This is a genomic window from Halococcus saccharolyticus DSM 5350, from assembly GCF_000336915.1.
GTDB lineage: Archaea > Halobacteriota > Halobacteria > Halobacteriales > Halococcaceae > Halococcus > Halococcus saccharolyticus.
Genome location: NZ_AOMD01000018.1, coordinates 79784 through 102510, shown reverse-complemented (window position 1 = coordinate 102510; position 22727 = coordinate 79784). Strand labels below are relative to the sequence as shown.

The following is a 22727-nucleotide window of genomic DNA, read 5'->3' as shown; positions in this document are numbered from 1 at the left end:
GCGAGTCAGTTCCGTCGGCGTGCGAGTCCGATCGCTCCGACGAGGGCGATCGCCGCCACGAGCGTCGTCACGACGCCGAACCCGGGACCGAATGCGCCGCTGTTACCGTCACCGCCGGTCGTTGCGGCGCTGTCGTTCGTCGCCGTCGTGTCGTCGGCCGCGACGGCGGTGGCTGTCGCCGTCTCGGTCGCGGTCGGGGTTGCGGTGGCCGCCTGGGTCGGAGTCGGAGTTGCCGTCGGCGTCTGTGTTTGGGTTGCCGTCGCCGTGGCAGTCTCGGTCGTGGTCGCCGTGGTCGTCCCCGTCACTTCAGTCGCCGTCGTTCCGACATCGGTAGTCCCGTTCGCGGTGCCGTTCGTTTCGGACGTCGGTGTCGGCGTGTACGTCTCGACGCCACCGCTACAGGTGCCGGGACTGATCTCCACAGGTTGATTCATATCGAGTTCGGTGGTTTCGCCCGAGCCGGACCGGAGGATCCAGCGCTCGATCTGGTTCGCTTCAGGCTCGCCCTCCCACTCCTCGAAGGGGTAGGTGTCCGCTTCCTCGTTGAACTGTATATCGGCGGTGATCGTTCGATACTCCGAACTCCCGAGCCCACGGAACGCAGCCCCGTCGGTTCGGTTGCCGTTCGAGAACCACTCGATGTGGCTCGACCCGTTCTCGTGCTCGAAGATGTCGTCGCGGTTGTTGTAGCTGTCGTCCTCGACGGCCCACTCGCCGTCAGCCGGCAGTCCCGAAACGTCGGCGGTGGCGACGAACCCACCGCTCTCGTCACCGAACTGGTCGTGGAGGAAGACGAGGCTCAGTCCCTCGCTCCCACGATAGACGAACAGCTGACTGACCTGGCTCTCCTGGATGTCGGTCGTTCCGTAGGAGCTATAGAGACCTTCCTGATCCGTGATCGGCGATCGGTAGTCGTAGAACTCCTCGACGGATTGGGAGCCGTCGCCGAGAGCGGTGACCTCGGTGCATCTGTCGCCCTGCTGGACGATGAACGTGTCCGAACCGTTTTGCTCCGTACTGTCCTGTGCCGCTGCGGGCACGACAGCGACCACGGAGCCGATGACGACGAGCGCGAGCGCGATGCTCGCGATACGTAACCGAACGCCAGCACCGCCTCGACCACGCGTTGCTGCATCTCCACTCATTGCGATGGGCTGCTCGACGCGGACTGATATAAATACCGCTTGTCCGTTGTTGGGATGAAGCAACGAAGCGGCCAGAGCGACGGAGTTCGGCAGGAGGTGGTGACTGCGGCGGGATCGATCAGACCATACCTTCGGACTGGAGGCGGTCCCAGACGCGCTCGCCTTTGTCGGTGATCCCGTACACCCGACCCTTCTTCTGGTCCTCGGAGACGAGGAGTTCGACCATGTCACGGCCCTCTTCGCGCAGTCCTCCGAGTGCGCGCGAGACGTGTGCGATAGCGATGTCCTTGTCCGCGGCGATCCGCGATGGCGTCGCCGGACCCTCGGCCAGCCGTTCGAGCACGTCGACTCGGTACTGCGACCGAATCACGTAGCTTACCGTATCCCAATCCTCTGCCATTACAGTCACCCCGTTGATGACGACGTACTCACTGGAGGAATATAACGAGTGTGTATCGTTTACATCCACATACATAGCTTTTGCGTTAGTAACAACATCGTATCCGTCGGTATCGCTGCGTGAGCGGAGCGACTCGACCTTGCAGCCGCCGAACGGCGGCGAGAAACAGCGGATAGCCAAATTTTTAGGAGTCTGTTCGGTAGTAGTCCCAACGGTGTCCCGCGACCCGCTCACCGGCAACGACACGACGATCGAACGCTACGACAGCGATGCGTCGGGACTCCGCGGACTGCCGGGCGATCTCCTCGTTCTCATCGCGTACACGGCGGCCGTGGGCGGACTGATCGGGATCGTCGGCGGACTTCCAACGATGATTCGGGCCGTTCTCGGTCTCCCGTTACTGTTGATCATCCCGGGCTACGCGCTGGTAGCGGCGCTGTTCCCGGGGCGGCCATCACGGACGGCGGATCGAAGTAGTTCGCTCTCGCGGCTCTCCCAGCGCTACGATAGCGCGCGCTCGATCCAGGAGCGCGGCGTTCGCTGGGGCGAGCGACTCGCGCTATCGTTCGGTCTCAGCCTGTTCATCGCGCCGCTGCTCGCGCTCGCGCTCGATCTCAGCGCCACACTACTCGGGACCGGTTCGCCGTACCGGACCGGACCGATCGTCGGAATCGTGGTGGTGTTCTCCCTGGTGTTCGCGATCGCCGGGATCGTCCGCCGGCTCCGCCTCCCGCGCTCGGAGCGGTTCTCGGTGCCGGTCGGCTACTGGATCGACGATCTCGCCGATGGACTGTCGGGTTCGCCGGCAGACGTGCTGCTCAACACCGTGTTGATTCTCAGCATCCTCGTCGCCGCCGCGAGCATGAGTTACGCGCTTACAGTGCCGAAAGACGGCGAAACCACCACCAACGTGGCCCTGCTGAACGAGGGTGACGACGGCGGGCTCGAAACCGTCCACGAAAACGTCACGCTCACCGCCGGTACAGCGAGCCAGCCGTTCACCCTCGAGGTACAGAACCACGAAGGGGAAGCGACGAACTACACGGTGGTGGCCCAACTCCAGCGGCTCAACGATGCCGGCGAGGTCGTCGGCCGGAGCGAGCTTACCCGGTACCGATCGCCGACTGTCCCGGAAAACCGGACGTGGCAGCGCCAGCACCGGATCACCCCGAACGTGACCGGGGAGCGCCTCCAGCTCACCTATCTTCTCTACGAGGGCGATCCACCACAGAACCCCACCGCCCGCAACGCCTACGTGACGACGCATCTGTCGGTCGACATCGTCGGAAGCGGTGGAACCGGTAGTGCCGGCGGGGGTGGCGGCGGGAGCGGTACCGGCAGCGGTGGTGGCGGCTGAACACCATGTTCCCGTGGGAGCATCTCGCGGTCGGCTACCTGTGTTACTCGCTGTTCGCCCACCTCCGGGGCCGCACACCGAACGGTCCCGCAACGCTGGCGGTCGTCGTCGGAACGCAGTTCCCCGATCTCGTCGACAAACCGCTGTCGTGGGCGCTCAACGTGCTGCCCGCCGGCGTGTTCGCCCACTCGCTGTTCGTCGCCATTCCCCTGACCGCACTCGTGCTCGTCGGTGGATGGCGAATCGGCCGAACCGAGCCCGCGATCGCGTTTACGGTGGGCTATCTCTCACACCTCCCCGGTGACGTTCTCCCGTCGATCGTTCTCGGCGGCGATGCGTCCTACTGGTTCCTGTTCTGGCCTGCAGTCGCTCGACCCGGTGTGGACGTATCGGACCCGATCGTCGGTCCCGGTGCGGGGGCGGGCATCGTGACGAACGCGTGGTACTACTTTCAGAACTACCTCGGCCAACTGGCCACGCCGAAGGGGTTGCTGTTCGTCGCGGTCGAACTCCTCGTGCTCGGAAGCGTTCTCCTACTCTGGCTTCGTGATGGCCGCCCGGGAACCGGGTTGTTCACCCGCTTCGTCGGCCGGCACTCCTCACGTCACTGATCGTCGATCGACGATCGATAACAGTCAGCAGCGACGCCGCGACGCACCGCGACCGCAGTTCAGCGAAGACGGAGATACGCTTCACGCGCGATGCGCAACGCCGGCCCGGCACGTTCGGCCTGGTGGTAGGTGCGGAGTTCGGGATTGAACTTCGCCTTGTACCCGTTGAGTCGTCGCGAGTTAGCCCCGACGAGATCGTAGCCGTCGATGTCGCGTTCGATCGCGTCGCGCATGATGTGCCAGTCGACCAGATCGTTCGCGGCCACGTCGGCGTCGTGTTTCGCGCCGCCCTGCCACCGGTAGATGATGTCGTCGTCCTCTAATGTGATCATCCCGCCGACGAACCGGCCGTCGACCCGACAGACGTACGCCCGGACGCAGCCGTCGGGCAGGCGCTCGCGGAGATCGATCACGAACCCCGGTGTGACGGCGTAGTACTCGTCTTGGGCGTCGTAACGCCGGGCAACCTGGGTTACGATCCGTCGGATCGCGTCCTCGCCACCCTCCTCGATCGTACAGTGTTCGGGCGCACCGTTCTTGACGTTGCTCCGCGCGTCGCTGCTGAATCGTTTCAGGAGATCGTCCGCACCGGGCGTGAGATCGACGCGATAGGAGTAGTTCGGCGAGGCCTCCAGTCCGTTCCAGCCCAGAGGCCGGAAGTCGTCGTATCGGGGATCGGTGTGAACGTGAACGTATCGGGGATCGCACGCTCGATCGAGCCATTCGAAACACCCATCGATGAACTTCTCGTGGCGGCGCTCGCGCTTGCGCTGTTTCAGCTTCTCGACGTTGCACAGCGCCGGGCCGAGGTAGGGAATCAGGAGATCGGGCGGCGGTGAGAACACCGTCGAAACTCCCATCCGCTCGATCTCGAAGACCGGGAAGATCCCCACGGGTTCCTGGCCCTTGAATCCGACCAGGGGATGAAGATCGGCGTTCGCGTGGTCGGCCATCGTTTCGAGACTTCCCAGCAGATGGAAGGGGTTGGCGTGGGGCGATCGCTCCACGTGACGGTTCCAGTCGTCCAGCTCGTCGTCGGTCGCTTTCGTGATCTCGATGCTCATTCTTGAAGATATCCCAGGTCCGAAAGTCGCTGTTCGACGGCGCGTTCGTCGGTCGCCTCGCGGTCGCGCTCGTCGACTTCCGGGTACGCGCGCTCGCCCACCGATTCGACTACCGATAACACGTCGCCGTCCATGTGCTCGCCGCGGGCCAGCCCGAGGGTCGCGAGCACCGTCGGGGCGACGTCGAACAGGTGTGCGCCCGCGAGCGAGGCCTCCTCGTCGATCCTCTCGCCCGTGGCGGCGATCAGGCCGTCGCGTTTGTGGTTGTAGGGCTCGGTCGGCGGGCCGAACGCCGTCTCGCGCAGTTGTGTCGAGAGGAACTGGTCGAACGCTCGTGGGACGATGACAACGTCGACCGCGCGCTCGGCCTCTCCTCCCTCGAAGTACGACTCCCGCGGCGCAACGTCGTCGAACGCCGGTTTTCCATCGGGCGTTTCGAGATCCGAGAGGAGTTCGATGATCGTCTCACGTACCGCGTCGTACTCCTCACGGGGGACGACGCCATCCGGTTCGCGACCGGCGACGTTGAGCCGGATTCCACACTCGATGTGTGAGCGAGCGTAGGCCTGCGAGGCGGGGAAATCGACCTGCTCGGTGCCCGCACGGATCATCCCTTTCGGTACGTGGCGCACGACGATCTCCGCGAGCCCGAGGCGTTCGAGCACTCGTCCAACGCGCTGGCTCGTGACGCCGGCACGCGCGGCCGTCTCCATCGCGCGTTCGAGGACGCTCGGCTCTGTGTCGTTCGAACCGCGAGCACTGCTGTCACTGTCGCGTTCGTCGCCTTCGTCTCCCGAGCCGTCGCCGAGGAACTGGTCGTCCCGAATGACGTCCCACGACGGCATTCCACGCCCACCGCGGGCGGTTTCGGTGAATCCTGCATCCCGGAGAATTGTGTTGAGTCGCACGTCGTAGCCGGTGTACTCGCCGATCCCGTGATCGCTGGCGATCACGACGGTGGCGGGATCGCACGCGTCGAGGATCGCACCCACCTGTTCGTCGACCGCCTCGTAGACGGCCCGAACGGCGTCGAAGTCGCCGGGACACTCGTGAAAGACGGTGTCGGTGGCCTGGAACTCGACGAACCCGAAGTCGGGCGCGAATCGGTCCTCGAGATACCGGAACGCGTCGCCGCGCATCTCGATGGTGTCGCGGTACTCCGTGATTTTCTCGTCAGTCGTGGTGTCGCTCCCGCCGGTATGACGGGGGTAGACTCGGTAGGCACCGATCGAGTCGCGAACCTCGTCGAGGAGACCCGCGGGATAACAGGTCGGATCGTCGGGAGCGACGTAACCCGGAACGAGCGCGCCGTCGAATTCCCTGGGCGGGTGGGTCACGGGAACGTTGACGACGACGCTCGACAACCCCTGTGAATCGAGGAGCTCCCAGAGTGCGCGCTCGCGGACATCGGTGGCGTTCACCACGTCCCAGTCGTAGCCGTCGAAGTCGAGAAAGCCGAACACACCGTGTTTGCCGGGGTTCGTCCCGGTGTACAGCGACGGCCACGCACTCGCGGTCCACGGCGGAATCTGGGACTCCAGGGGGCCGCTCGCGCCGTCGTCGAGGATCGATCGCAGATGCGGGAGGTCGGCCCCCGCCGCGAACAGCCGGTCGAGCACTGGCTCACAGGCCGCATCGAGCCCGACGAGGAGCGTGTCCGGTCCCGACCCACGGCTCGGCATATACTACTTCTCCCAGTCCATCCGTCCTTATGTCCTCTGATTACCACCGCATGTCACCGTGTCCGGTGGCACCACGAGAGCGCCAGCGAGAACGAAACGCTATTTTGACGCCACGGAGACCCATCGAATGATGATCCCCGTCGCACAGCCCGCCGAAAAGTTCCGTCGGCGCTGGTTCTCGACGCCACGATCCACGGAGGCCGAGGGTGGCCGGTGAGGGCTCGGCCGCCACGGACGACGCGAACCTCTCGTCGCTGGTGTCGAGCGCCAGCCTCGTGCTCGTCGGCAGCCTGTTTGGGTCGTTCTCGAAGCTGTTCGAACAGGTGCTTCTTGGTAACGTCCTCTCGGATTCCGCGTGGAACGCGTTCTCCATCGCGTTCCCGATGATGATGTTCAGCACTACGATCGCGCTCGTGGGCTTCAATCAAGGAATCCCTCGGTTCATGTCGCGATTCCACGACGATCGTGACGTTCGGGGGGTGTGGGTGACCGGTCTCGTGATCGCTGGCGGGGCGGCGCTTGCGATCGCTTCGGGGATCGTTATCCTTCGCGGTCCAGTTCGTCGGGTGTTCTTCAATCCGGACACCCCGATACTGGTTCCGGTACTGTTCGCGACGGCGATCCCGCTGGTCGTCGGGCTTCGCGTCGCCGTTGGTGCGATCCGTGGCCACGAAAACACCATCTACCGGACGTACGCGTACGATCTGCTCTACAACGGACTCCGAGTCGGGCTGCTTCTGGCCCTCCTGTTCGGTCTCGGTCTCGGCGTGTTCGCCGCGGGCTACGCCTACATCATCGCGGCGGGCGTCGCGTTCGTCGTCGCACACGTCTTTCTCAATCGTCTCCTCCCGCTTCGTGGCCTGTTTCGGACGCATGCAGGGGCACTGTTGCGGTTTTCCGCACCGCTGGTGATTGCCTCGGCCGTCTCTTCGATGCTTTCACAAATCGATAAGTTGATGCTCGGTGCGCTCGCTTCGGCTCCGAACGCCGCTGGCGTGTACAACTACGGCTACCCGCTCGCGGCCGGTCTCCCGGTAATCCTCTCGGTGTTCGGCTTTCTCTACATGCCGCTCGCCTCGCGGCTCGACAACGACAGCAACCGTGAGGAGGTCGATCGTGTGTACAAGGTGACGACGAAGTGGATCTACATCGCTGCCTTTCCGCTTTTTCTTACGTTCGTCGCGTTTCCCGGTGACGTAGTGGCGATCGTCTTCAGCGAAACCGATCCGCGGTCCGCGACCGTCCTCGCGATCCTCTCGATCGGCTTTTTCATGAGTGCGGCCAACGGCCGGTGTCAAGACACTCTATCGGCCTTTGGCTACACCACCTATATCCTCGCAGTGAACACCGTCACCGCAGTGTTGAACATCGCGTTGAATCTCGTGATGATCCCAACCTACGGCGTCGTCGGCGCGGCGGTCGCCTCCGCGGTCTCGTTTTTCGTGCTCAACGCGACTGCCATGCTGGTGCTCTGGCGGACGACCGGGATCGCACCGTTCTCGAAATGGACGGTTCGAGCGTTCCTCGTGCTCCCGCTCGGACTGTTCCCGCCAGCACTCGTCCTTTCGGACGTCATCACGCTGTCGGTGATCACGCTCCCCGTGTTCGGCATCCTCGCCGGTCTCGCTGCGGTTACGTTGGTTGCCGTCACTGGTTGTCTCCAGCCCGAGGACGAGGTTCCGATCGATCTCGTCGAGCAACGTCTCGGCGTCCGCATCCCGCTGATCCGGCGATACATCCCGTCAGGCACGCAGCGTATCGATCGCGATCGGTGAATCTCGTCCGAGCCGTTCGGTCCATCTGCGAACTCGTGCGATAAATGAAAGAGAACGTTCCCCAGTCGATCGGGGAGAACCCCACATGCCGAGAGTCACCGGATGGAAACATTGACGGTGGCCGATAGGAAAACACTATATACGATAAACGAGTCTCTTTCAGAAATAACGGGACAGCAAGACTGCGGGGAGCGAGAACCCGGCCCCGTCATCACATTCGCCCACCGAATGAGCCACCACAGCCCTCACCGGACGCGACATCGACGGTGCGCGACACCGCCCACGTCCCGCGACCCGTCGCCACACCTCCGGTGCCCTCCACGTCTCCCAACTGCATCGCTACGGTGTGTAACCGAAGGAGGTCTCGCCGATGACTGACGATACACACGCAACTACCGGCACCGACTGCCGCCTCGACGCGGGCGCAACGGTCGGCTACGAGCACACGCCGGACGCCCGGCCCGCACGCATCGGCGATCGCGCGACGATCCGCGCTGGCACCATCGTCTACGCCGATGTCGAGATCGGCGACGATTTCACGACGGGTCACAACGCGCTCGTCCGCGAGAACACTGCTATCGGCGACGACGTCCTCGTCGGCACCGACGTCACGATCGACGGTACCACCACAGTCGGCTCGCACGTCAGCCTTCAAACCGGCGTGTACGTCCCCACCCATACCGATATCGGGAGTCAGGTGTTCATCGGTCCGCGCGCAGTTCTCACGAACGATCCATATCCGGTTCGCCGTGAGCACGAGCTCGTCGGCCCGGCCATCGAGGACCACGTCTCGATCGGCGCGAACGCCACTCTCCTGCCTGGAGTTACGGTCGGCCGTGGGTCGTTTGTCGCCGCCGGCGCGGTCGTCGCCGAGGACGTTCCGCCGGAGACGCTCGCGGTCGGCGTACCCGCCCGCCACGAACCACTGCCGGACGAACTCACAGGGGAGAACGCGATATGATCCCGATCGCCGATCCGGAGCTCGGTGAGCGCGAGAAAGAGCGCGTCGGCGAGATCATCGAGAGCGGACAGCTCGCCGACGGGCCCGAAGTCCGGGGGTTCGAAGAGGAGTTCGCCGCGTTCTGTGGCGCTTCGCATGGCGTGGCGACCGCGAACGGCACCACGGCGCTTCACACAGCCCTCGAAGCGCTCGACATCGGTCCCGGCGACACGGTGGTGACACCCTCGTTTTCGTTCATCGCCAGCGCCAACGCAGTCCGGTTCACCGGTGCGGAGCCGGTGTTTGCCGACATCGATCCAAACACCTACAACCTCGATCCCGACGCGGTCGAGTCGGTGGTGGCAGAACGTGACGTCGACGCGATCCTCGCGGTCCATCTGTTCGGCCTCCCGGCCGATATGGAGCGCCTCGGAACGATCGCCGAGGCACACGATCTCCACCTGATCGAGGACGCTGCCCAGGCCCACGGTGCGGCCATCGACGGCGAGCGCGTCGGGACGTTCGGCGACGCGGCGTGTTTCTCCTTCTATCCGACGAAGAACCTGACCACCGGCGAGGGCGGGATGGTGCTTACCGACGACGAGGACGTTGCGGCGCGCGCGGCACGGTTCGTCAACCACGGCCGGTCGGCGGCACGGTTCGGCGACGACACAAGTGGGTCTTACGACCACGCGACGGTCGGCCACAACTTCCGGATGTCGAGCGTGCTCGCGGCTATCGGTCGCGTCCAGATCGACCACCGCCTCCGGGAGAGCAATGAGCAACGCCGTGAGAACGCCGCACGGCTGACCGAAGGCCTCGCCGATGTCGAGGGAATCGAGACACCGGTCGAACCGGACGGCCGGCGGCACGTCTACCACCAGTACACGATCCGGACCGACGACCGCGACGCGTTGCGCGCCCATCTCGACGACGAAGGGATTGGAACGGGGATCTACTACCCGACGCCGATCCACGAACAGCCCGCCTACGACGAGGTAACGTGTGACGTGCCGGTCACCGAACGCGCTGCCGAAGAGGTGCTCTCGCTACCGGTACATCCAAACCTTTCGGCGTCGGACCTCGAAACCATCATGACCGCTGTCCGTCGCTTCGAGATGGGAGGGCACCCATCGTGATACCGGCCGTGATCGCCAGACCGTCGCCGGACGGTCCACTCACGGCCGCTGTCCGGAACCGCGCGCCGACGGCAGCGACACCGAGAGCAGTGGAGGCGGCGGATGGGTAGTACGGACCCGCTTCGAGTCGGCGTAATCGGAGTCGGCAGCATGGGCGCGTCCCACGCGCGGGTCTACAGCGAACTCCCGGGCGTCTCGCTCGTCGGCGTCGCCGACGCCGACGCTGACCGGGCGCGCGAGATCGCGACGCGCCACGGCACACGCGCGATGGACCAGTGCGAACTGGCCGAGGCCGCCGAAGCGGTCTCGATCGCCGTTCCGACCGCCCACCACTACCCGATCGCACGCGAGTGTATCACAGCGGGCGTCCACGTGCTCGTCGAGAAGCCGTTCGTGGCCGAGCCGAGCGAGGGTCGCGAACTCATCTCGCTCGCCGAAGAACACGGCGTCACGATCCAGGTGGGCCACGTCGAGCGGTTCAACCCCGCGATCAGAGCCGTGACCGAAATTCTCGAAAATCACGAGATCATCGCGGTCGACGCCCAGCGGCTCGGATCGCCGCGCGAGCGCCGGATCGAGGACAACGCGGTGTTGGATCTGATGATCCACGACATCGACGTATTGCTGTCGGTGGTCGACAGCGATATCGAGAGCGTGAACGCGCTCGGTGCAGAGGACAACCGCTACATCGACGCCCAGCTCGGCTTCGAGAACGATATCGTCGCCAGCCTCACCGCGAGCCGCGTGACCCAACGAAAGGTGCGCGAGCTCTCGATCACCGCCCGCGAGTGCTGGATCACCGTCGACTACATCGATCGGTCGGTCGAGATCCACCGCCACTCGCTGCCGGAGTACGTCGAGGGCGGCAGCGGGGTCCACTACCGCCACGAGGGCGTCGTGGAGCGACCGATGGTCGACAGTGGCGAACCGCTGAAAGAGGAGCTCGCGGCGTTCGTCGAATGTGCCGAGACCGGCGCGGAGCCGGTCGTGACCGCCGGTGACGGGCTGCGCGCGCTCGAAGTCGCCCGAACCATCGACCGGCTCGCCACCGACGAAGCGATGGAGGTCGACGTGTGAGCCGAACCGCCGGAACCACGTCGCTCTACGGCAGCGACGCAAGCGCCGAACGCCAGCGCGAAGCCTTCCGCGACGGTGAGGTACCGGTTGCAGTTTACGGGCTCGGGAAGATGGGGCTGCCGCTCGCGGCGGCGTACGCCGAGGTCTGCGGAAACGTCGTCGGTGCCGACGCCGACAGCGAGGTGGTCGAAACGGTCGACAAAGGGGAGTGTCACGTCGCGCGCGAACCCGGCCTCGACGATCTCGTGGCGGAGCTCGTCGCGGCGGACGCGCTTTCGGCGACCGACAACCGCAGTGCGGCCGCGGCGGCGTCGGCCCACGTTCTCATCGTGCCGACCCGGATCGACGACGCAAACGCGCCCGACCTCTCGATCCTCGAATCCGTCGTCGAAGACGTTGCAACAGGGCTCGAACCGGGCGATCTCGTCGTGGTGGAGTGTACGGTCCCGCCGAAGACCTGCCGAGAGGTCGTCGTTCCCCGACTGGAACGTGAGAGCGGGCTCTCGTTCGGGGAGTTCGGGGTGGCGTTCTGTCCCGAGCGCACGTCGAGCGGGCGCGCGCTGGAGGACATCCGCGGCGCGTACCCGAAAGTCGTCGGCGGGGTCGACGACGAGAGCACCCGTGCCGCGACGGTCCTCTACGAGGCGATCAACGGAAAGGGCGTGCTCACGGTCTCCGACGCGACGACGGCCGAAGCAGTCAAATTATTCGAGGGTGTCTATCGTGACGTGAACATCGCGCTCGCCAACGAACTCGGGCGGTTCACCGACGATCTCGAGATCGACGTGACGGAGGCGATCGCGACCGCGAACACCCAGCCCTTCTGTGACATCCACGACCCCGGCCCCGGTGTCGGGGGCCACTGCATCCCCTACTATCCGTACTTCCTGCTCGACGGCCGCAAGGCCGACGGCCCACTGCTCGAAACCGCACGTGCGGTCAACGACGGGATGCCCGATTTCGTCGTCAAGAAGCTCCGCGAAGAGTTCGAAGCCGAGGGTTCGGCGCTTGACGGCGCACGAGTGCTCGTTCTCGGCTTGACCTACCGCCCCGGTGTCGAGGAGACCGCTGCGACGCCCGCGAGACCGATCATCGACGGGCTTAACGAGGCGGGGGCGGCGGTGTTCTGCGCCGATCCGCTGCTCGACGACGCGGGCTTCGCCGAGTTCGACGCGACCCCGATCGCCGTCGGAGACGTCACCGACCGACCGCTCGACGGCGTGGTGGTGGTGACGCCACACGAGGAGTTCGACGGGATCGACTGGACGGCGTTCGAGCGCCGAGACGAGGCTCGTGACGGGTTAGTGGTGATCGACGGACGCGACAGCCTCGATCTCGCCGGAACCACACACCGGACGTACACGATCGGACGTGGTCGCGATGTATAGAGGAAAGACCGTCGGCGTGGTGGTGCCGGCTCACAACGAGGAGGCGTTCGTGGGTCGCGTGATCGAGACGCTACCGGGGTTCGTCGATCGGGTGTACGTCGTCGACGACTGCTCGACCGACGGGACGTGGGACGAGATCCAGCGCCACGCCGAGCGCGCGAACGCCGAGCGCACCGAAGCCGCGACGCTCGCCGACGGCGGAGTGTACTTCGATCAAGTGGTCGAGCCGATCCGCCACGAGGACAACCAGGGCCGGGGTGGTGCGGTCAAAACCGGCTACCGGCGCGCGCTCGCCGAGCGGATGGACGTCACTGCGGTGATGGACGCCGACGGCCAGATGAACCCCGACATGCTGAGTCGGATCGTCGACCCGATCGTGGACGGTGAGGCGGACTACGCGAAGGGGACACGGCTGCTCCATCGCGATCGCCGTGAGATGTCGGGATGGCGGTTTTTCGGTAACTCGCTGCTCACCTACCTCACGAAGGTATCGAGCGGCTACTGGAAGATGAGCGACCCGCAGAACGGCTATACCGCGATCTCGCGGGAAGCACTCCAGCGGATCGATATCGACGGGCTTTACGACGACTACGGGTTCTTGAACGACGTGCTCTCGACGCTCAACGTCCACCGGTTGCGGGTCGCCGACGTCGCCCATCCGGCAGTGTACGGCGACGAGCAGAGCGGGATCCGGTACTCCTCGTTCGTCCCGAAGCTCTCCGTGCTGCTCGCGCGCAACTTCGTCCACCGGCTCGTGATGCGGTACGTGGTGCGTGACTTCCATCCGCTCGTCATCCTGTACTTCCTCGGCTTCGTCGGCACGCTCACCGGCGTCGCGAGTGGATTGTTCGCCCCGCTCGCGTTCGTCGGCGCGGGATCTGCCTTCCTCCGGGGATCGATCGCGCTGCTGTTGGTGATGGTCGGCGGAATCTCACTCGCGGTGGCGATGGTCTACGACCTCCAGACCAACGAGAAGCTCAGCGTGCGCCAGCACGAAGCGGGCGAGCCGGAGGAACCGGCACGGCAGCCGGAGGCCGAACAGTGAAGGTCGTCTCGGTCGTCGGCGCACGCCCGCAGTTCGTGAAGGCGTTCCCGGTCTCGCGCGCACTCCGTGAGCGCCACGAGGAGGTGCTGGTCCACACCGGTCAGCACTACAGCGAGACCATGTCGGACGTCTTCTTCGAGGAGCTCGACATCCCGGCTCCCGAGTACAACCTCGGGGTCGGCTCCGCCAGCCAGGGTCGACAGACAGGGGCGATGGTGAGCCGGTTCGGCGAGCTCGTCGAGCGCGAATCACCCGACGTCATCCTGGTCTACGGCGATACCAACTCGACGCTCGCGAGCGCGATCGTGGCCGCGAAAACCGACGCCTCCCTCGCCCACGTCGAGGCCGGTCTTCGGAGCTACAACCGATCAATGCCCGAGGAGATCAACCGCGTGCTCACCGATCACGTCTCGGATCTCCTGTTCGCACCGACCCAGCGCGGCGTCGAGAACCTCCGAAAGGAGGGGATCGGCGACGGGATGGTCCACCAGACAGGGGACGTGATGTACGACGCCATCCGGTGGGCGCGGTGTCGTGCCGCAGAGCGGTCGGCGGTGCTCGACGAGCACGGCCTCACCACGAACGAGTACGTGCTCGCGACCGTCCACCGCGCGGGCAACACCGACGATCCCGACAGATTGGAAGCCATCATGGCCGCGCTGTGCGACGCCGATCGCGAGGTCGTGTTCCCGATCCACCCGCGGACGAGCGAACGGCTCGCCGAGTGTGGCCTCCGAGAGACGGTCGCCGAGTGTCTCACGCTGATCGATCCCGTCGGCTACGTGGATTTCGTCCGGCTGCTCGACGGGGCCGAGCGCGTCGCCACCGACTCCGGCGGTGTGCAGAAGGAGGCCTTTTTCCTCGATACGCCGTGTGTCACCCTCCGGGACGAGACCGAGTGGGTCGAGACCGTCGACGCGGGCTGGAACGTTCTCGTCGGCGCGGACGAGGCCGCCATCGCGCGAGAACTCTCACGGCCGGTCTCGTTGCCCGAAAAACCCGAACTCTACGGCGACGGCGACGCCGCCGAACGGATCGTTGCGGTCATCGAGAACGGCGGCAGCGAGGACGGGGGCGTGAGCGAGGTCGAGATGACGAGCAGGGCGACCGATGGCTGAGTTCGCGCTCTGTCTCACCCACGATGTCGACCGGCCGTACAAGACCTATCGAGCGATCTACGACGCGCTGAACGAACGCGACCCCAGCCAACTCGCTGCGTTCCGGCCAGGTCACAACCCCTACTGGCAGTTCGAGTCGCTGATGGCGCTCGAAGACGATCTCGGCGTGCGGTCGGCGTTCTATTTCCTCTCCGAGCCCGGTCTACCCAATCGACCGTTCCGACAGTGGTGCAATCCTCGGTACTGGATCGAACATCTCGGTCGGTACGACGTCGAGAGCACCGATCTCACGAACATCATCCAGGCGCTCGACGCCGGCGGGTGGGAGGTCGGCCTCCACGGCTCGTTCGACTCGTTCGACGACCGCGAGCGCCTCGCCGACGAGAAGGCGAAAATCGAGCGTGCGCTGGGTCACGAAGTGACGGGCGGCCGTCAGCACTTCCTCAACCTCACCCCCGGAAAGGAAACCTGGGGACATCACCGCGCGATCGGCCTCAACTACGACAGTTCGCTCGGATCGAGCACGGAGTACGGCTTCCAGCACGGCTACGAGCCGCTCCGGCCGTTCGACGACGAGTTCGTGGTCTTCCCACTCACGGCGATGGAGACCGCGCTGGTCGAGGATGGGAACTTCGAAGCGGCGTGGGATGCCTGCGAATCGCTGCTCGCGGAAGCGGCCGACAACGACGCGGTGATGACGGTACTCTGGCACCCACGGCTGCTGAGCGACGACTTCCCCGGCTATCGCGAACTCTATCGGCGGTTGATCGAGCGCGCACTCGAGCTCGGCGCGTGGGTCGGCCCGCCCGGTGATCTGTACGAACGCCTCGACGATCCCAAGGTCGGCGCTATCGAGGCTTGATTGTGGGGCCAGAGCCGTCGCGAAAAGCAGGAGTCTACGGCCAGAGACCGCGCGCTTCCTGAGCCTCGGCGAGCCGGCGGAGTGCGACGATGTAGGCGGCGTCGCGCCACGTCGCGTCGCGCTCGTCGACTGCCGTTCGAACGTCCTCGAACGCCGCCAGCATCTCGGCTTCGAGCTCCTCGTTGACCTTCTCCAGCGACCACGCCCGGCGGTTGATGTCCTGGAGCCACTCGAAATAAGAGACCGTGACGCCGCCGGCGTTGGCGAGGATATCGGGGACGACTGGAATTCCGCGCTTCTCGAAGATTTCGTCCGCCGCGGTCGTCGTCGGGCCGTTCGCGCCCTCCACCACGATGTCGGCCCGGACGTTGTCGGCGTTCGCTTCGGTCAGAACGTTGCCGACTGCCGCCGGAATCAACACGTCGACATCGAGTTCGAGGAGATCGGCGTTCGGGAGAACGTCGTCGACGCCGGCGGTGACCGCTTCGGGCTCCTCCTCGTGAGTGGGGATCGCGTGAACGTCGAGACCGGTAGGGTCGTGAATCGCGCCGTTGACGTCGCTCACGGCGACGACGGTCGCACCCCAGTCGTCGAGCAGTCGGGCGGCGTTCGCGCCCACGCTGCCGAACCCCTGAATCGCGACCGTCGTGCCCGATAGCGAGCGATCGTAGTGGGTGCAGACCTCGCGGGTGACGATCGCCACACTCCGGCCGGGAGCCTCCTCGCGGCCGTAGCTCCCGCCGACGACGGGCGGTTTGCCGGTGACGACGCCCGGTGTGGTCTCGCTCTGCTGCATCGAGTAGGCGTCCATGATCCACGCCATCGTCTGGGCGTCGGTCCCCATGTCGGGGGCCGGGATATCGCGGGTCGGTCCGATCACGTCACGGATCTCCTGGGCGAATCGCCGTGTGAGGCGTTCGTTCTCGTCGGCGCTCAGATTCTTCGGATCGACGACGATCCCGCCTTTCGCCCCGCCGAACGGGAGGTCGAGCACGGCGGACTTCCACGTCATCCACATCGAGAGCCCGACACACTCGTCGTGGGTCACGCCCGGATGGAAGCGGAGGCCGCCCTTGTACGGTCCGCGAACGCTGTCGTGTTGGGCACGGTACCCAGTAAAGACCTCGACGGTGCCGTCGTCGCGTTCGAGCGGGATCGAGACCTCATGGACCGCGTTCGGATGGGCGAGTCGCTCGACGACGTTCGGATCGATCTCGACGTGCTCGGCCGCGCGGGTGAGCTGGCGACGGGCGGTGTCGAGTGCGGATTCGGTCTCGGCTGCATCGGCGGTCTCGGTCGAGGGACCCGTCGGCTGGGAGTCCGAGCTCATCTCATTCGAGCGGGATCAGCCGGTTGCGAATCTCGCCACCGCAGTCATCGCACTGGCCCGGGTTCGTCGCCGCTAGCACGATCGTTCCACAGTCAAAGCATTCGTACGGCGTTTCGCTATCGGCACTCTGATCGACGTCTCGCATCGTCTTCCAATAAGAACTTCCGGCGGATTACCAGCAGCGTTCAACAACGAACAGCGATCGTGAGTATAGGTTTGTTATTGAACCCACCCCCAGATAACTCCATTCACTTGACCAGTTCGCTATTCCGGGGCTACGTCGTTTCGCAACGCCGCTCAGCCGGCGGTGACGGCGGACGGGACGCCGATGTCGTCGAACAAAACGGTAAACAGCTTGCGCTGGACCGTTCGCGCGTGTCGGTAGAACGCCGGCGGCGAGATCCCGAGGGTCGCTGCGATCTCCTCGCCCGTGCTCTCGCGCGGCGACTCGAAGTAACCGCTGTAGTACGCCGTCTGGAGCACCTCCAGCTGGCGGTCGGTCAACCGATCGAGAAAGGCCGCGTGGAGGTCTCGCGACGACGCGCGGTCGACCGACCGCTTCGACAGGAGCTCGACGTCCGTGAACGTCTCGGCGACGAGACGATCGATGCGACGGACGTCGACGCTGTTGGGCACGTCGACGACGAGCGTCGCGGTCTCGCCGTCGGCCGTGGCGCGCCGGAGGACGGCTCCGTGGTCGGCGAGATCAAGCGCGAGGAACGGCTGCGAGAGTCGGAGTCGGAGCACACCCGCCTCGTCGTCCGTCCCGATCCGCTCGACGTCGGCGATCGATACGAGCTCCCGAGCCGCAGCGACGACGTCTTCGATGTCGGTGTCGGTCACGGTGACGAAGACGTAGACGCCGTCCGCGGTTCGCTGAACGCCGCCCTGATATGAGAGAGTACATTCCGCACGTCGGGCGAGCCGGGCGAACACGAACCCCGAGTCGCGCGTCTCGAACTCCAGACGCGTGTTCGCGGTGGTCAACAGTGCGTTCTTCCGCTCGACCGCGCTGGTCGCCGACGCGATGGTTTCGCCGAGCTCCGCCAGCACGGCTCGTGCAGTCCCGTCGAACGCGTTCGCCGTCTCGGCGTAGACGGTCAACACACCGTACTCGAAGTCATCGTGCGCCAGCGGCACGCTGAGCACCGATAGATAGTCGCGCGTGAGCGCCGCCGACCGCCACGGTGCCTCCCGGAGTCGGTCGGCCACGTTCGAGACTGTCTGCACCTCCCGGGTGGCTGCCGCCTGGCCCGCCGGCTCCCCCGCCCCCGACGTGCCAACCGAAAGCGACACGCTATCGAGGTAGCCCTGCTCGGTCCCGGCCCATGCCCGTGGTTCCAGCGTCTCGGAAGTCGGGTCGACGTCGCCGATCCACGCGAACGCGAACCGGTCCTCGGCCGTCAGCAGCTCACAGACGGCGCGGTCGATCTCCTCGCGGGTCTCCGCCCGGACGAGTGCCCCGTCGATCTCCCGAATAATCTCGTTGAGCCCGTCGAGCCGCGTGAGCTGGGCGTTTCGCCGCTGGAGTTCGCGCTCCTGCTCGCGGAGCCGGCTCTCGCGCTCGACCCGATCGAGGGCGGCCTCGGCCGTCGCCGCGAGCAGGTCGGTGAGCTCTCGGAGCACGTCGTCGAACGCCCCGACCGTCCCGGCGGCAGCGACGAACACGCCGTGCTCGCCGAGCGGAATGTACGCCCCGCTCCGGATCCCGGTCGCCTCGTTCGCGAGTCGGTCGGCGTCGTGAACGTCGTCGTAAAACCGGGCATCGTCCGCGACGAAGGTGTGTCCTGGGATGGTCTCGTCGTTTGCCCGCCGCGTCGGCAACGGCCCGTCGAGTCGCCCCATGCCGTTCGAGGCGGCGACTGGTTCGAGCGCGTTCTCGTCGGCGTTGAAAAGGTAGACCGCGCTCGCGTCGAGGTCGAGTACTGCGGCCGCGTCGTCGACCACGATGTGGGCGATCTCCCGATCGGTCCCGGCGTACTGGAGGTCGCGCGTCGTCGTGTGGAGCCCGGCAAGCGCCTCCTCGCGCCGCTTTCGTTTGGTGATATCGCGGCAACTGTAGAGTAGCGTGCCGCCCTGGATCGACACCTCCCGCACGTTCACCAGCAGGGTGTGCTCGCGGCCCGCCTTGTCGGTCGCCGTACACTCGATGTTCTTCAGCACACCCTCGGCGGCCAGGTCGTTCCGATCGAACAGGTCCGATCCGAGAAGGCTCTCGATCGAGCCGAGATCGTGGATTTCCTCGGCGGTGTAGCCGAAGATGAAGTGAACGTTGGGACAGACGTAGGTGAACGCGCCGTCGTCGTCGGTGATCAACACCGTATCGGTCATGTTGTTGAGCGTGACCCGGTGGAGCTCCTCGGACTCGCGGAGGTCGCGTTCGAGCGAGACGCGCTCGGTGACGTCGACGCCCTCAACGACGACCGAGACGACCGTCCCGGTCTCGTCTCGAACGGGACGGGCCGAGAGGTCGAGCGTCTGTGGAGTCCCGTCCTCGTGCTCTCTGGTGACGGTCGAGCTGTCGAACCGACCGTCGATGGCGTGCTCGATCGTCCGTTCCACGATCGCTCGCTCCCCGTCGGTCCACCACGGCAGCGTCCAGAACGGCTCTTCGGTGGCGTTCTCGGCATCGGCCGCGACCATCCCGCGCGCAGTCGAGTTAGCCCGCCGGAGCGAGCCGTCCGGATCGAGCACCCAGGTCGCGGTCCGATCGTCGTGGAACGTCGCGTCGAACTGACGGGCTCGGTCGTGCCGAGTATCGGTCCGCTCGGCCGTACGGACGGCCTGGCCGAGCCGCGTGAGGACGTCGTCGACGATCGTCTCGAAGGGGCCGGTGATGGCGACGTAGTCCGTCACGCCGGCGGCGATCGCCTCACTGGCGATGGTCTCGGAACCTGCCGCCGTGCAGAGCACGACGGGTAGCGTCGCGGTCTCGTCCCTGACGGTTCGGAGGAGTTCGAGCCCCGTGCGCTCGTCGAGTGCATACTCGCTGACGACACACTCGACCGGGTGGTCGTCGAGAGCAGCGGTTGCGGCGTCGGCAGTCGCGACCGTCCGCACCGACGATCCGTGGGCTTCGAGCGCGTCCGCGAGGATCGTCGTCCACTCGGCCGTGCCGACGAGAAGGACGTGCGATCCGGCCAGCGTGTCCGCGGCAGTCGCCATGTCGTGCGGGTACACGTTCGACCGAGTTCAACGCACCGACGGAGACCCGCGACGATGGAGCGAGACAGGGCGACGAGTGTACGAGGAAGTTGCGGACTCGGTCGTTCACGATCCGTTCGTGGCCTGCAAACCGGGAAATCGGTGCATATCCGAGCGATTGCCGGGCGAGCACGGGCCAAACGATACCCCAACGAAACACTTTCTTTGATCCCCGGAGTGAGACAGGTATCGATGGTAGACAGCATGCGCTCTCCTCTTCGAACCACATGAACATCGAACGAATGGATCTCGCGGCGTGGGACGACGGGCTCCCCAATGCGGGCTTCGAGGTGTTCCACACCACGTCGGCGCTCTCGGTGCTCGATCGCCACGCGTCGGGCGATCTCCTCTGCCTCGGCGGCTACCGCGGCGAGCAGCTGGTGGGGATGCTTCCGGTGTTCGTCCGAAGCATGGGACGGGGTCGGGTGCTCTCGTCGCCGCCACCCGGCATGAGCGTGCCACACTTGGGGCCGATCGTGATGCCGACGAGCCCGAAACAGCGCAAACGCGAGAAAGTCAACCGCGAGTTCACGAACGGCGTGCTCGACGCGCTCGGTGTCGAATCGTCCACCACGCTGTGTCGGTTCCTGGGCCACCCCGAGTACACCGACCCCCGTCCGTACCGGTGGGCGGATCTCTCGGTCGAGCCCTCGTTCACCTACCGACTTCAGATCGGCGACCGCTCACCCGACGATATTCTGGGCTCGTTCAGCCGGAGTCTCCGGCGCGAGATCAGGTCCGGCGAAGACCTCGATATCACCATCGAGACGGAGGGGCTCGACGGCGGCGAGACGGTGTTCCGCGAGACCCAAGCACGGTACGCGGAACAGGACGAGCAGTTCGGGCCGTCGTGGCCGTACGTCAGGGACGTCATCGCCGATCTCGACGAGCGGTCGCGGGTGTACGTCGCACGCGATTCGGACGGCGAGTACCTCGGCGGCGTCATCGCGCTGTACTCGAACGACGCGGCGTACTACTGGCTCGGCGGCGCGCGCACGACCCACGACGGCGTCAGCATCAACAGCCTGCTCCACTGGCGCATCATCCGCGACGTCGCCGAGGAGCCACCGATCGAATCGGTCACGGAGTACGACCTCGTCGGCGCGAACACCGAGCGACTCTGCCGGTACAAATCGAAGTTCGGGGCCGACCTCACACCGTCGTACGTCATCGAGTCCGGCGGCCCCGCGATGGACGCCGCCAAAGGGGCGTACCGGATGGTGAACCAGGCTGTCGATCGGCTCGACCTGTAGTAGCGGTTTTCTCTCTCGCCGATCGAGAACCACTTCGTTTCGTCGTCGTCCGGACTGACGACGAGTGCGCCGGCGTTAGGCCGGCACCACGCACTGCTCGGGGTCGGCGTTGGCCGTCGACCCGGTCGCGTTGATGAGCGTGCCGGCGAGGATCGCCACGCTGGCGACGAAAAACAGCGAGCCGATCGACGACGAGGGATCGGCGAACAGCAGGTAGATCGGGGCCGCGGCCGACGGGCCGAGCGTTACGATCGCGAGCTGGGAGAGCAACGGGCCACAGCAACAGCACGCCTGTGGGGCGGCGAGACCGACCGCACCCGCCGTCGTCGGCGACGCGCCGCCCGCTGCGGTCCCCCACTGGTGGGCGAACACCGCGGCGTTCAGTCCGAGGAGGCCGCCGAGCACGGCAAGCAGGATCAGCGTGCCGACCGATACCATGCCGGCGAACGGGATCGAAGGGGCCCAGACCTCGACCGATGGCCACGTCACCAGCGGCCCGAGGGTGGGCAGCGTCGTGATGAACCCCGAAGACCACGAGAGACCCTCGCCGCTGTCGGGGACGACCGTGGCCATCCCCGCCGAAAAGAGGAAGAACACGACGCCGAGCAGCCCGACGGCGACGCCGAACCGGCGCGCCGTCCGGTCGGCGAAAACGGCACTCAACACGCCGCGGGCGTCGCGCCAGAGGACGTATCCGACCGCCACCGGCAGCGAGAGCACGATGAGATGGCCGAGCGGGTTCGTCGGCGTGTAGACACCGAACACCGAAAAGCCGGGGTAGGCGACCCAGAGACCGAGGAGGGCACCGAAGCCGGCGTAGCGGGGCCGCGTTGGCCACCGGAGCTGGCCGCCGATGACGCTCCCGAGCATGATCACACTGCCGAGCAGGAGCAGCAGTGGTTCGTGGATCGATCGTGGAATCACCGGCTCCGCAGTCAGCCACTCGTACGGCGAGAGCTGGACGACCGCGATCCCACCGACGACCGCGACGGCGAGGCCCACGAGAACGCCGCGGAGCGCGTAGTCCGAAAGGGCTGGCCGCAATCGGGGAAGATAGATACTGCCAACGGCAATGGCGGCCCCGAGAACGAGTGGGATCAACGCGTACGACTGTGAGAGGTGGACACCGTTGACGTAGATGTGACCGCCGTGAGCCGACGCGAGCGGGACGGTCCCGATGGTTGCAACGAGCGTGATAGCGAGCACGAGAACACGACGACCGAGGCCGGCACCCACGGATGCCGATCGCCGTAAATCGCCAGCCACGGTGTGGTTCCGGTCGGTTCGACTGCTCATTGGTGAATCCACGTCCCCCCGGTATATGTGTTCGTTGGAGA

General features: G+C 65.7%; 19 protein-coding genes. 11 read left to right on the top strand and 8 right to left on the bottom strand.

Features of this window, described 5'->3' with window-relative positions:
- Nucleotides 1-5: 5 nt before the first annotated feature.
- Nucleotides 6-1145, bottom strand: a complete 1140-nt coding sequence (locus C449_RS06950) for a hypothetical protein (RefSeq protein ID WP_006077273.1) — start codon at nucleotides 1143-1145, stop codon at nucleotides 6-8.
- Nucleotides 1146-1263: 118 nt separating this feature from the next.
- The gene (locus C449_RS06945; RefSeq protein ID WP_006077272.1) at nucleotides 1264-1545 is read right to left on the bottom strand and encodes a winged helix-turn-helix domain-containing protein; all 282 of its coding nucleotides are present in this window, start codon (nucleotides 1543-1545) and stop codon (nucleotides 1264-1266) included.
- Nucleotides 1546-1759: 214 nt separating this feature from the next.
- On the opposite strand from C449_RS06945, the gene C449_RS06940 reads away from it, so the two are divergent.
- Both C449_RS06940 and C449_RS06935 read left to right on the top strand, forming a co-directional pair.
- The gene (locus tag C449_RS06940; protein ID WP_006077271.1) at nucleotides 1760-2902 is read left to right on the top strand and encodes a DUF1616 domain-containing protein; all 1143 of its coding nucleotides are present in this window, start codon (nucleotides 1760-1762) and stop codon (nucleotides 2900-2902) included.
- 5 nt (nucleotides 2903-2907) lie between these two features.
- Nucleotides 2908-3513: a metal-dependent hydrolase gene (locus C449_RS06935; protein ID WP_006077270.1), complete on the top strand. Its 606-nt coding sequence runs from the start codon at nucleotides 2908-2910 to the stop codon at nucleotides 3511-3513.
- Between the two features lie 59 nt (nucleotides 3514-3572).
- Here C449_RS06935 and C449_RS06930 read toward each other — a convergent pair whose 3' ends face one another.
- Together C449_RS06930 and C449_RS06925 are read right to left on the bottom strand one after the other, a co-directional pair.
- Nucleotides 3573-4577: a GNAT family N-acetyltransferase gene (locus C449_RS06930; RefSeq protein ID WP_006077269.1), complete on the bottom strand. Its 1005-nt coding sequence runs from the start codon at nucleotides 4575-4577 to the stop codon at nucleotides 3573-3575.
- Nucleotides 4574-6259, bottom strand: a complete 1686-nt coding sequence (locus tag C449_RS06925; RefSeq protein WP_006077268.1) for an alkaline phosphatase family protein — start codon at nucleotides 6257-6259, stop codon at nucleotides 4574-4576. Before C449_RS06925 ends, C449_RS06930 begins: the two co-directional genes overlap by 4 nt.
- Before the next feature lie 206 nt (nucleotides 6260-6465).
- Between C449_RS06925 and C449_RS06920 the strand changes: the two genes are divergently transcribed.
- The 8 genes from C449_RS06920 (at nucleotide 6466) to C449_RS06885 (ending at nucleotide 15603) form a co-directional block, all read left to right on the top strand.
- Nucleotides 6466-8034, top strand: a complete 1569-nt coding sequence (locus C449_RS06920; RefSeq protein ID WP_006077267.1) for an oligosaccharide flippase family protein — start codon at nucleotides 6466-6468, stop codon at nucleotides 8032-8034.
- A 370-nt stretch (nucleotides 8035-8404) separates the two neighbouring features.
- The gene (locus tag C449_RS06915; RefSeq protein ID WP_006077266.1) at nucleotides 8405-8995 is read left to right on the top strand and encodes an N-acetyltransferase; all 591 of its coding nucleotides are present in this window, start codon (nucleotides 8405-8407) and stop codon (nucleotides 8993-8995) included.
- Nucleotides 8992-10113: a DegT/DnrJ/EryC1/StrS family aminotransferase gene (locus C449_RS06910; protein WP_006077265.1), complete on the top strand. Its 1122-nt coding sequence runs from the start codon at nucleotides 8992-8994 to the stop codon at nucleotides 10111-10113. Before C449_RS06915 ends, C449_RS06910 begins: the two co-directional genes overlap by 4 nt.
- Before the next feature lie 102 nt (nucleotides 10114-10215).
- Nucleotides 10216-11190 carry a Gfo/Idh/MocA family protein gene (locus C449_RS06905; RefSeq protein WP_049913947.1) on the top strand — a complete coding sequence of 325 codons (975 nt, stop codon included), beginning with the start codon at nucleotides 10216-10218 and terminating at the stop codon, nucleotides 11188-11190.
- A complete protein-coding gene (locus C449_RS06900; protein WP_006077263.1) occupies nucleotides 11187-12578 on the top strand; it encodes a nucleotide sugar dehydrogenase in 1392 nt (463 codons plus the stop codon). The genes C449_RS06905 and C449_RS06900 overlap by 4 nt, the downstream gene beginning before the upstream one ends.
- Complete coding sequence (locus C449_RS06895; RefSeq protein WP_049913960.1) at nucleotides 12571-13623, top strand: glycosyltransferase family 2 protein; 1053 nt, start codon at nucleotides 12571-12573, stop codon at nucleotides 13621-13623. Before C449_RS06900 ends, C449_RS06895 begins: the two co-directional genes overlap by 8 nt.
- Complete coding sequence (wecB, locus tag C449_RS06890; protein WP_006077261.1) at nucleotides 13620-14741, top strand: non-hydrolyzing UDP-N-acetylglucosamine 2-epimerase; 1122 nt, start codon at nucleotides 13620-13622, stop codon at nucleotides 14739-14741. Before C449_RS06895 ends, wecB begins: the two co-directional genes overlap by 4 nt.
- The gene (locus tag C449_RS06885; RefSeq protein ID WP_006077260.1) at nucleotides 14734-15603 is read left to right on the top strand and encodes a polysaccharide deacetylase family protein; all 870 of its coding nucleotides are present in this window, start codon (nucleotides 14734-14736) and stop codon (nucleotides 15601-15603) included. The genes wecB and C449_RS06885 overlap by 8 nt, the downstream gene beginning before the upstream one ends.
- Before the next feature lie 34 nt (nucleotides 15604-15637).
- Here the strand turns inward: C449_RS06885 and gdhB are convergent, their stop codons facing one another.
- The 3 genes from gdhB to C449_RS06875 all read right to left on the bottom strand — a co-directional run bounded on the left by gdhB (nucleotide 15638) and on the right by C449_RS06875 (nucleotide 20098).
- The gene (gene gdhB / locus C449_RS06880) at nucleotides 15638-16933 is read right to left on the bottom strand and encodes a glutamate dehydrogenase GdhB (RefSeq protein ID WP_006077259.1); all 1296 of its coding nucleotides are present in this window, start codon (nucleotides 16931-16933) and stop codon (nucleotides 15638-15640) included.
- 1 nt (nucleotide 16934) lies between these two features.
- Entirely contained in the window at nucleotides 16935-17078 is a 144-nt protein-coding gene (locus C449_RS17790) for a rubrerythrin-like domain-containing protein (RefSeq protein WP_006077258.1), read from the bottom strand.
- A gap of 152 nt (nucleotides 17079-17230) precedes the next feature.
- Entirely contained in the window at nucleotides 17231-20098 is a 2868-nt protein-coding gene (locus C449_RS06875) for a bacterio-opsin activator domain-containing protein (RefSeq protein ID WP_006077257.1), read from the bottom strand.
- Nucleotides 20099-20364: 266 nt separating this feature from the next.
- On the opposite strand from C449_RS06875, the gene C449_RS06870 reads away from it, so the two are divergent.
- The gene (locus C449_RS06870) at nucleotides 20365-21390 is read left to right on the top strand and encodes a GNAT family N-acetyltransferase (RefSeq protein WP_006077256.1); all 1026 of its coding nucleotides are present in this window, start codon (nucleotides 20365-20367) and stop codon (nucleotides 21388-21390) included.
- Between the two features lie 75 nt (nucleotides 21391-21465).
- Here the strand turns inward: C449_RS06870 and C449_RS06865 are convergent, their stop codons facing one another.
- Complete coding sequence (locus tag C449_RS06865) at nucleotides 21466-22686, bottom strand: hypothetical protein (protein WP_006077255.1); 1221 nt, start codon at nucleotides 22684-22686, stop codon at nucleotides 21466-21468.
- Between the last annotated feature and the right edge of the window lie 41 nt (nucleotides 22687-22727).

What these genes read in the sequence shown, in the direction of transcription:
- C449_RS06950 (WP_006077273.1), bottom strand. Translation starts at nt 1,145, where the DNA reads ATGAGTGGAGATGCAGCAACGCGTGGTCGAGGCGGTGCTGGCGTTCGG.
- C449_RS06945 (WP_006077272.1), bottom strand. Translation starts at nt 1,545, where the DNA reads ATGGCAGAGGATTGGGATACGGTAAGCTACGTGATTCGGTCGCAGTAC.
- C449_RS06935 (WP_006077270.1), top strand. Translation starts at nt 2,908, where the DNA reads ATGTTCCCGTGGGAGCATCTCGCGGTCGGCTACCTGTGTTACTCGCTG.
- C449_RS06930 (WP_006077269.1), bottom strand. Translation starts at nt 4,577, where the DNA reads ATGAGCATCGAGATCACGAAAGCGACCGACGACGAGCTGGACGACTGG.
- C449_RS06925 (WP_006077268.1), bottom strand. Translation starts at nt 6,259, where the DNA reads ATGCCGAGCCGTGGGTCGGGACCGGACACGCTCCTCGTCGGGCTCGAT.
- C449_RS06915 (WP_006077266.1), top strand. Translation starts at nt 8,405, where the DNA reads ATGACTGACGATACACACGCAACTACCGGCACCGACTGCCGCCTCGAC.
- C449_RS06910 (WP_006077265.1), top strand. Translation starts at nt 8,992, where the DNA reads ATGATCCCGATCGCCGATCCGGAGCTCGGTGAGCGCGAGAAAGAGCGC.
- C449_RS06905 (WP_049913947.1), top strand. Translation starts at nt 10,216, where the DNA reads ATGGGTAGTACGGACCCGCTTCGAGTCGGCGTAATCGGAGTCGGCAGC.
- C449_RS06895 (WP_049913960.1), top strand. Translation starts at nt 12,571, where the DNA reads ATGTATAGAGGAAAGACCGTCGGCGTGGTGGTGCCGGCTCACAACGAG.
- C449_RS06885 (WP_006077260.1), top strand. Translation starts at nt 14,734, where the DNA reads ATGGCTGAGTTCGCGCTCTGTCTCACCCACGATGTCGACCGGCCGTAC.
- gdhB (WP_006077259.1), bottom strand. Translation starts at nt 16,933, where the DNA reads ATGAGCTCGGACTCCCAGCCGACGGGTCCCTCGACCGAGACCGCCGAT.
- C449_RS17790 (WP_006077258.1), bottom strand. Translation starts at nt 17,078, where the DNA reads ATGCGAGACGTCGATCAGAGTGCCGATAGCGAAACGCCGTACGAATGC.
- C449_RS06875 (WP_006077257.1), bottom strand. Translation starts at nt 20,098, where the DNA reads ATGGCGACTGCCGCGGACACGCTGGCCGGATCGCACGTCCTTCTCGTC.
- C449_RS06870 (WP_006077256.1), top strand. Translation starts at nt 20,365, where the DNA reads ATGAACATCGAACGAATGGATCTCGCGGCGTGGGACGACGGGCTCCCC.
- C449_RS06865 (WP_006077255.1), bottom strand. Translation starts at nt 22,686, where the DNA reads ATGAGCAGTCGAACCGACCGGAACCACACCGTGGCTGGCGATTTACGG.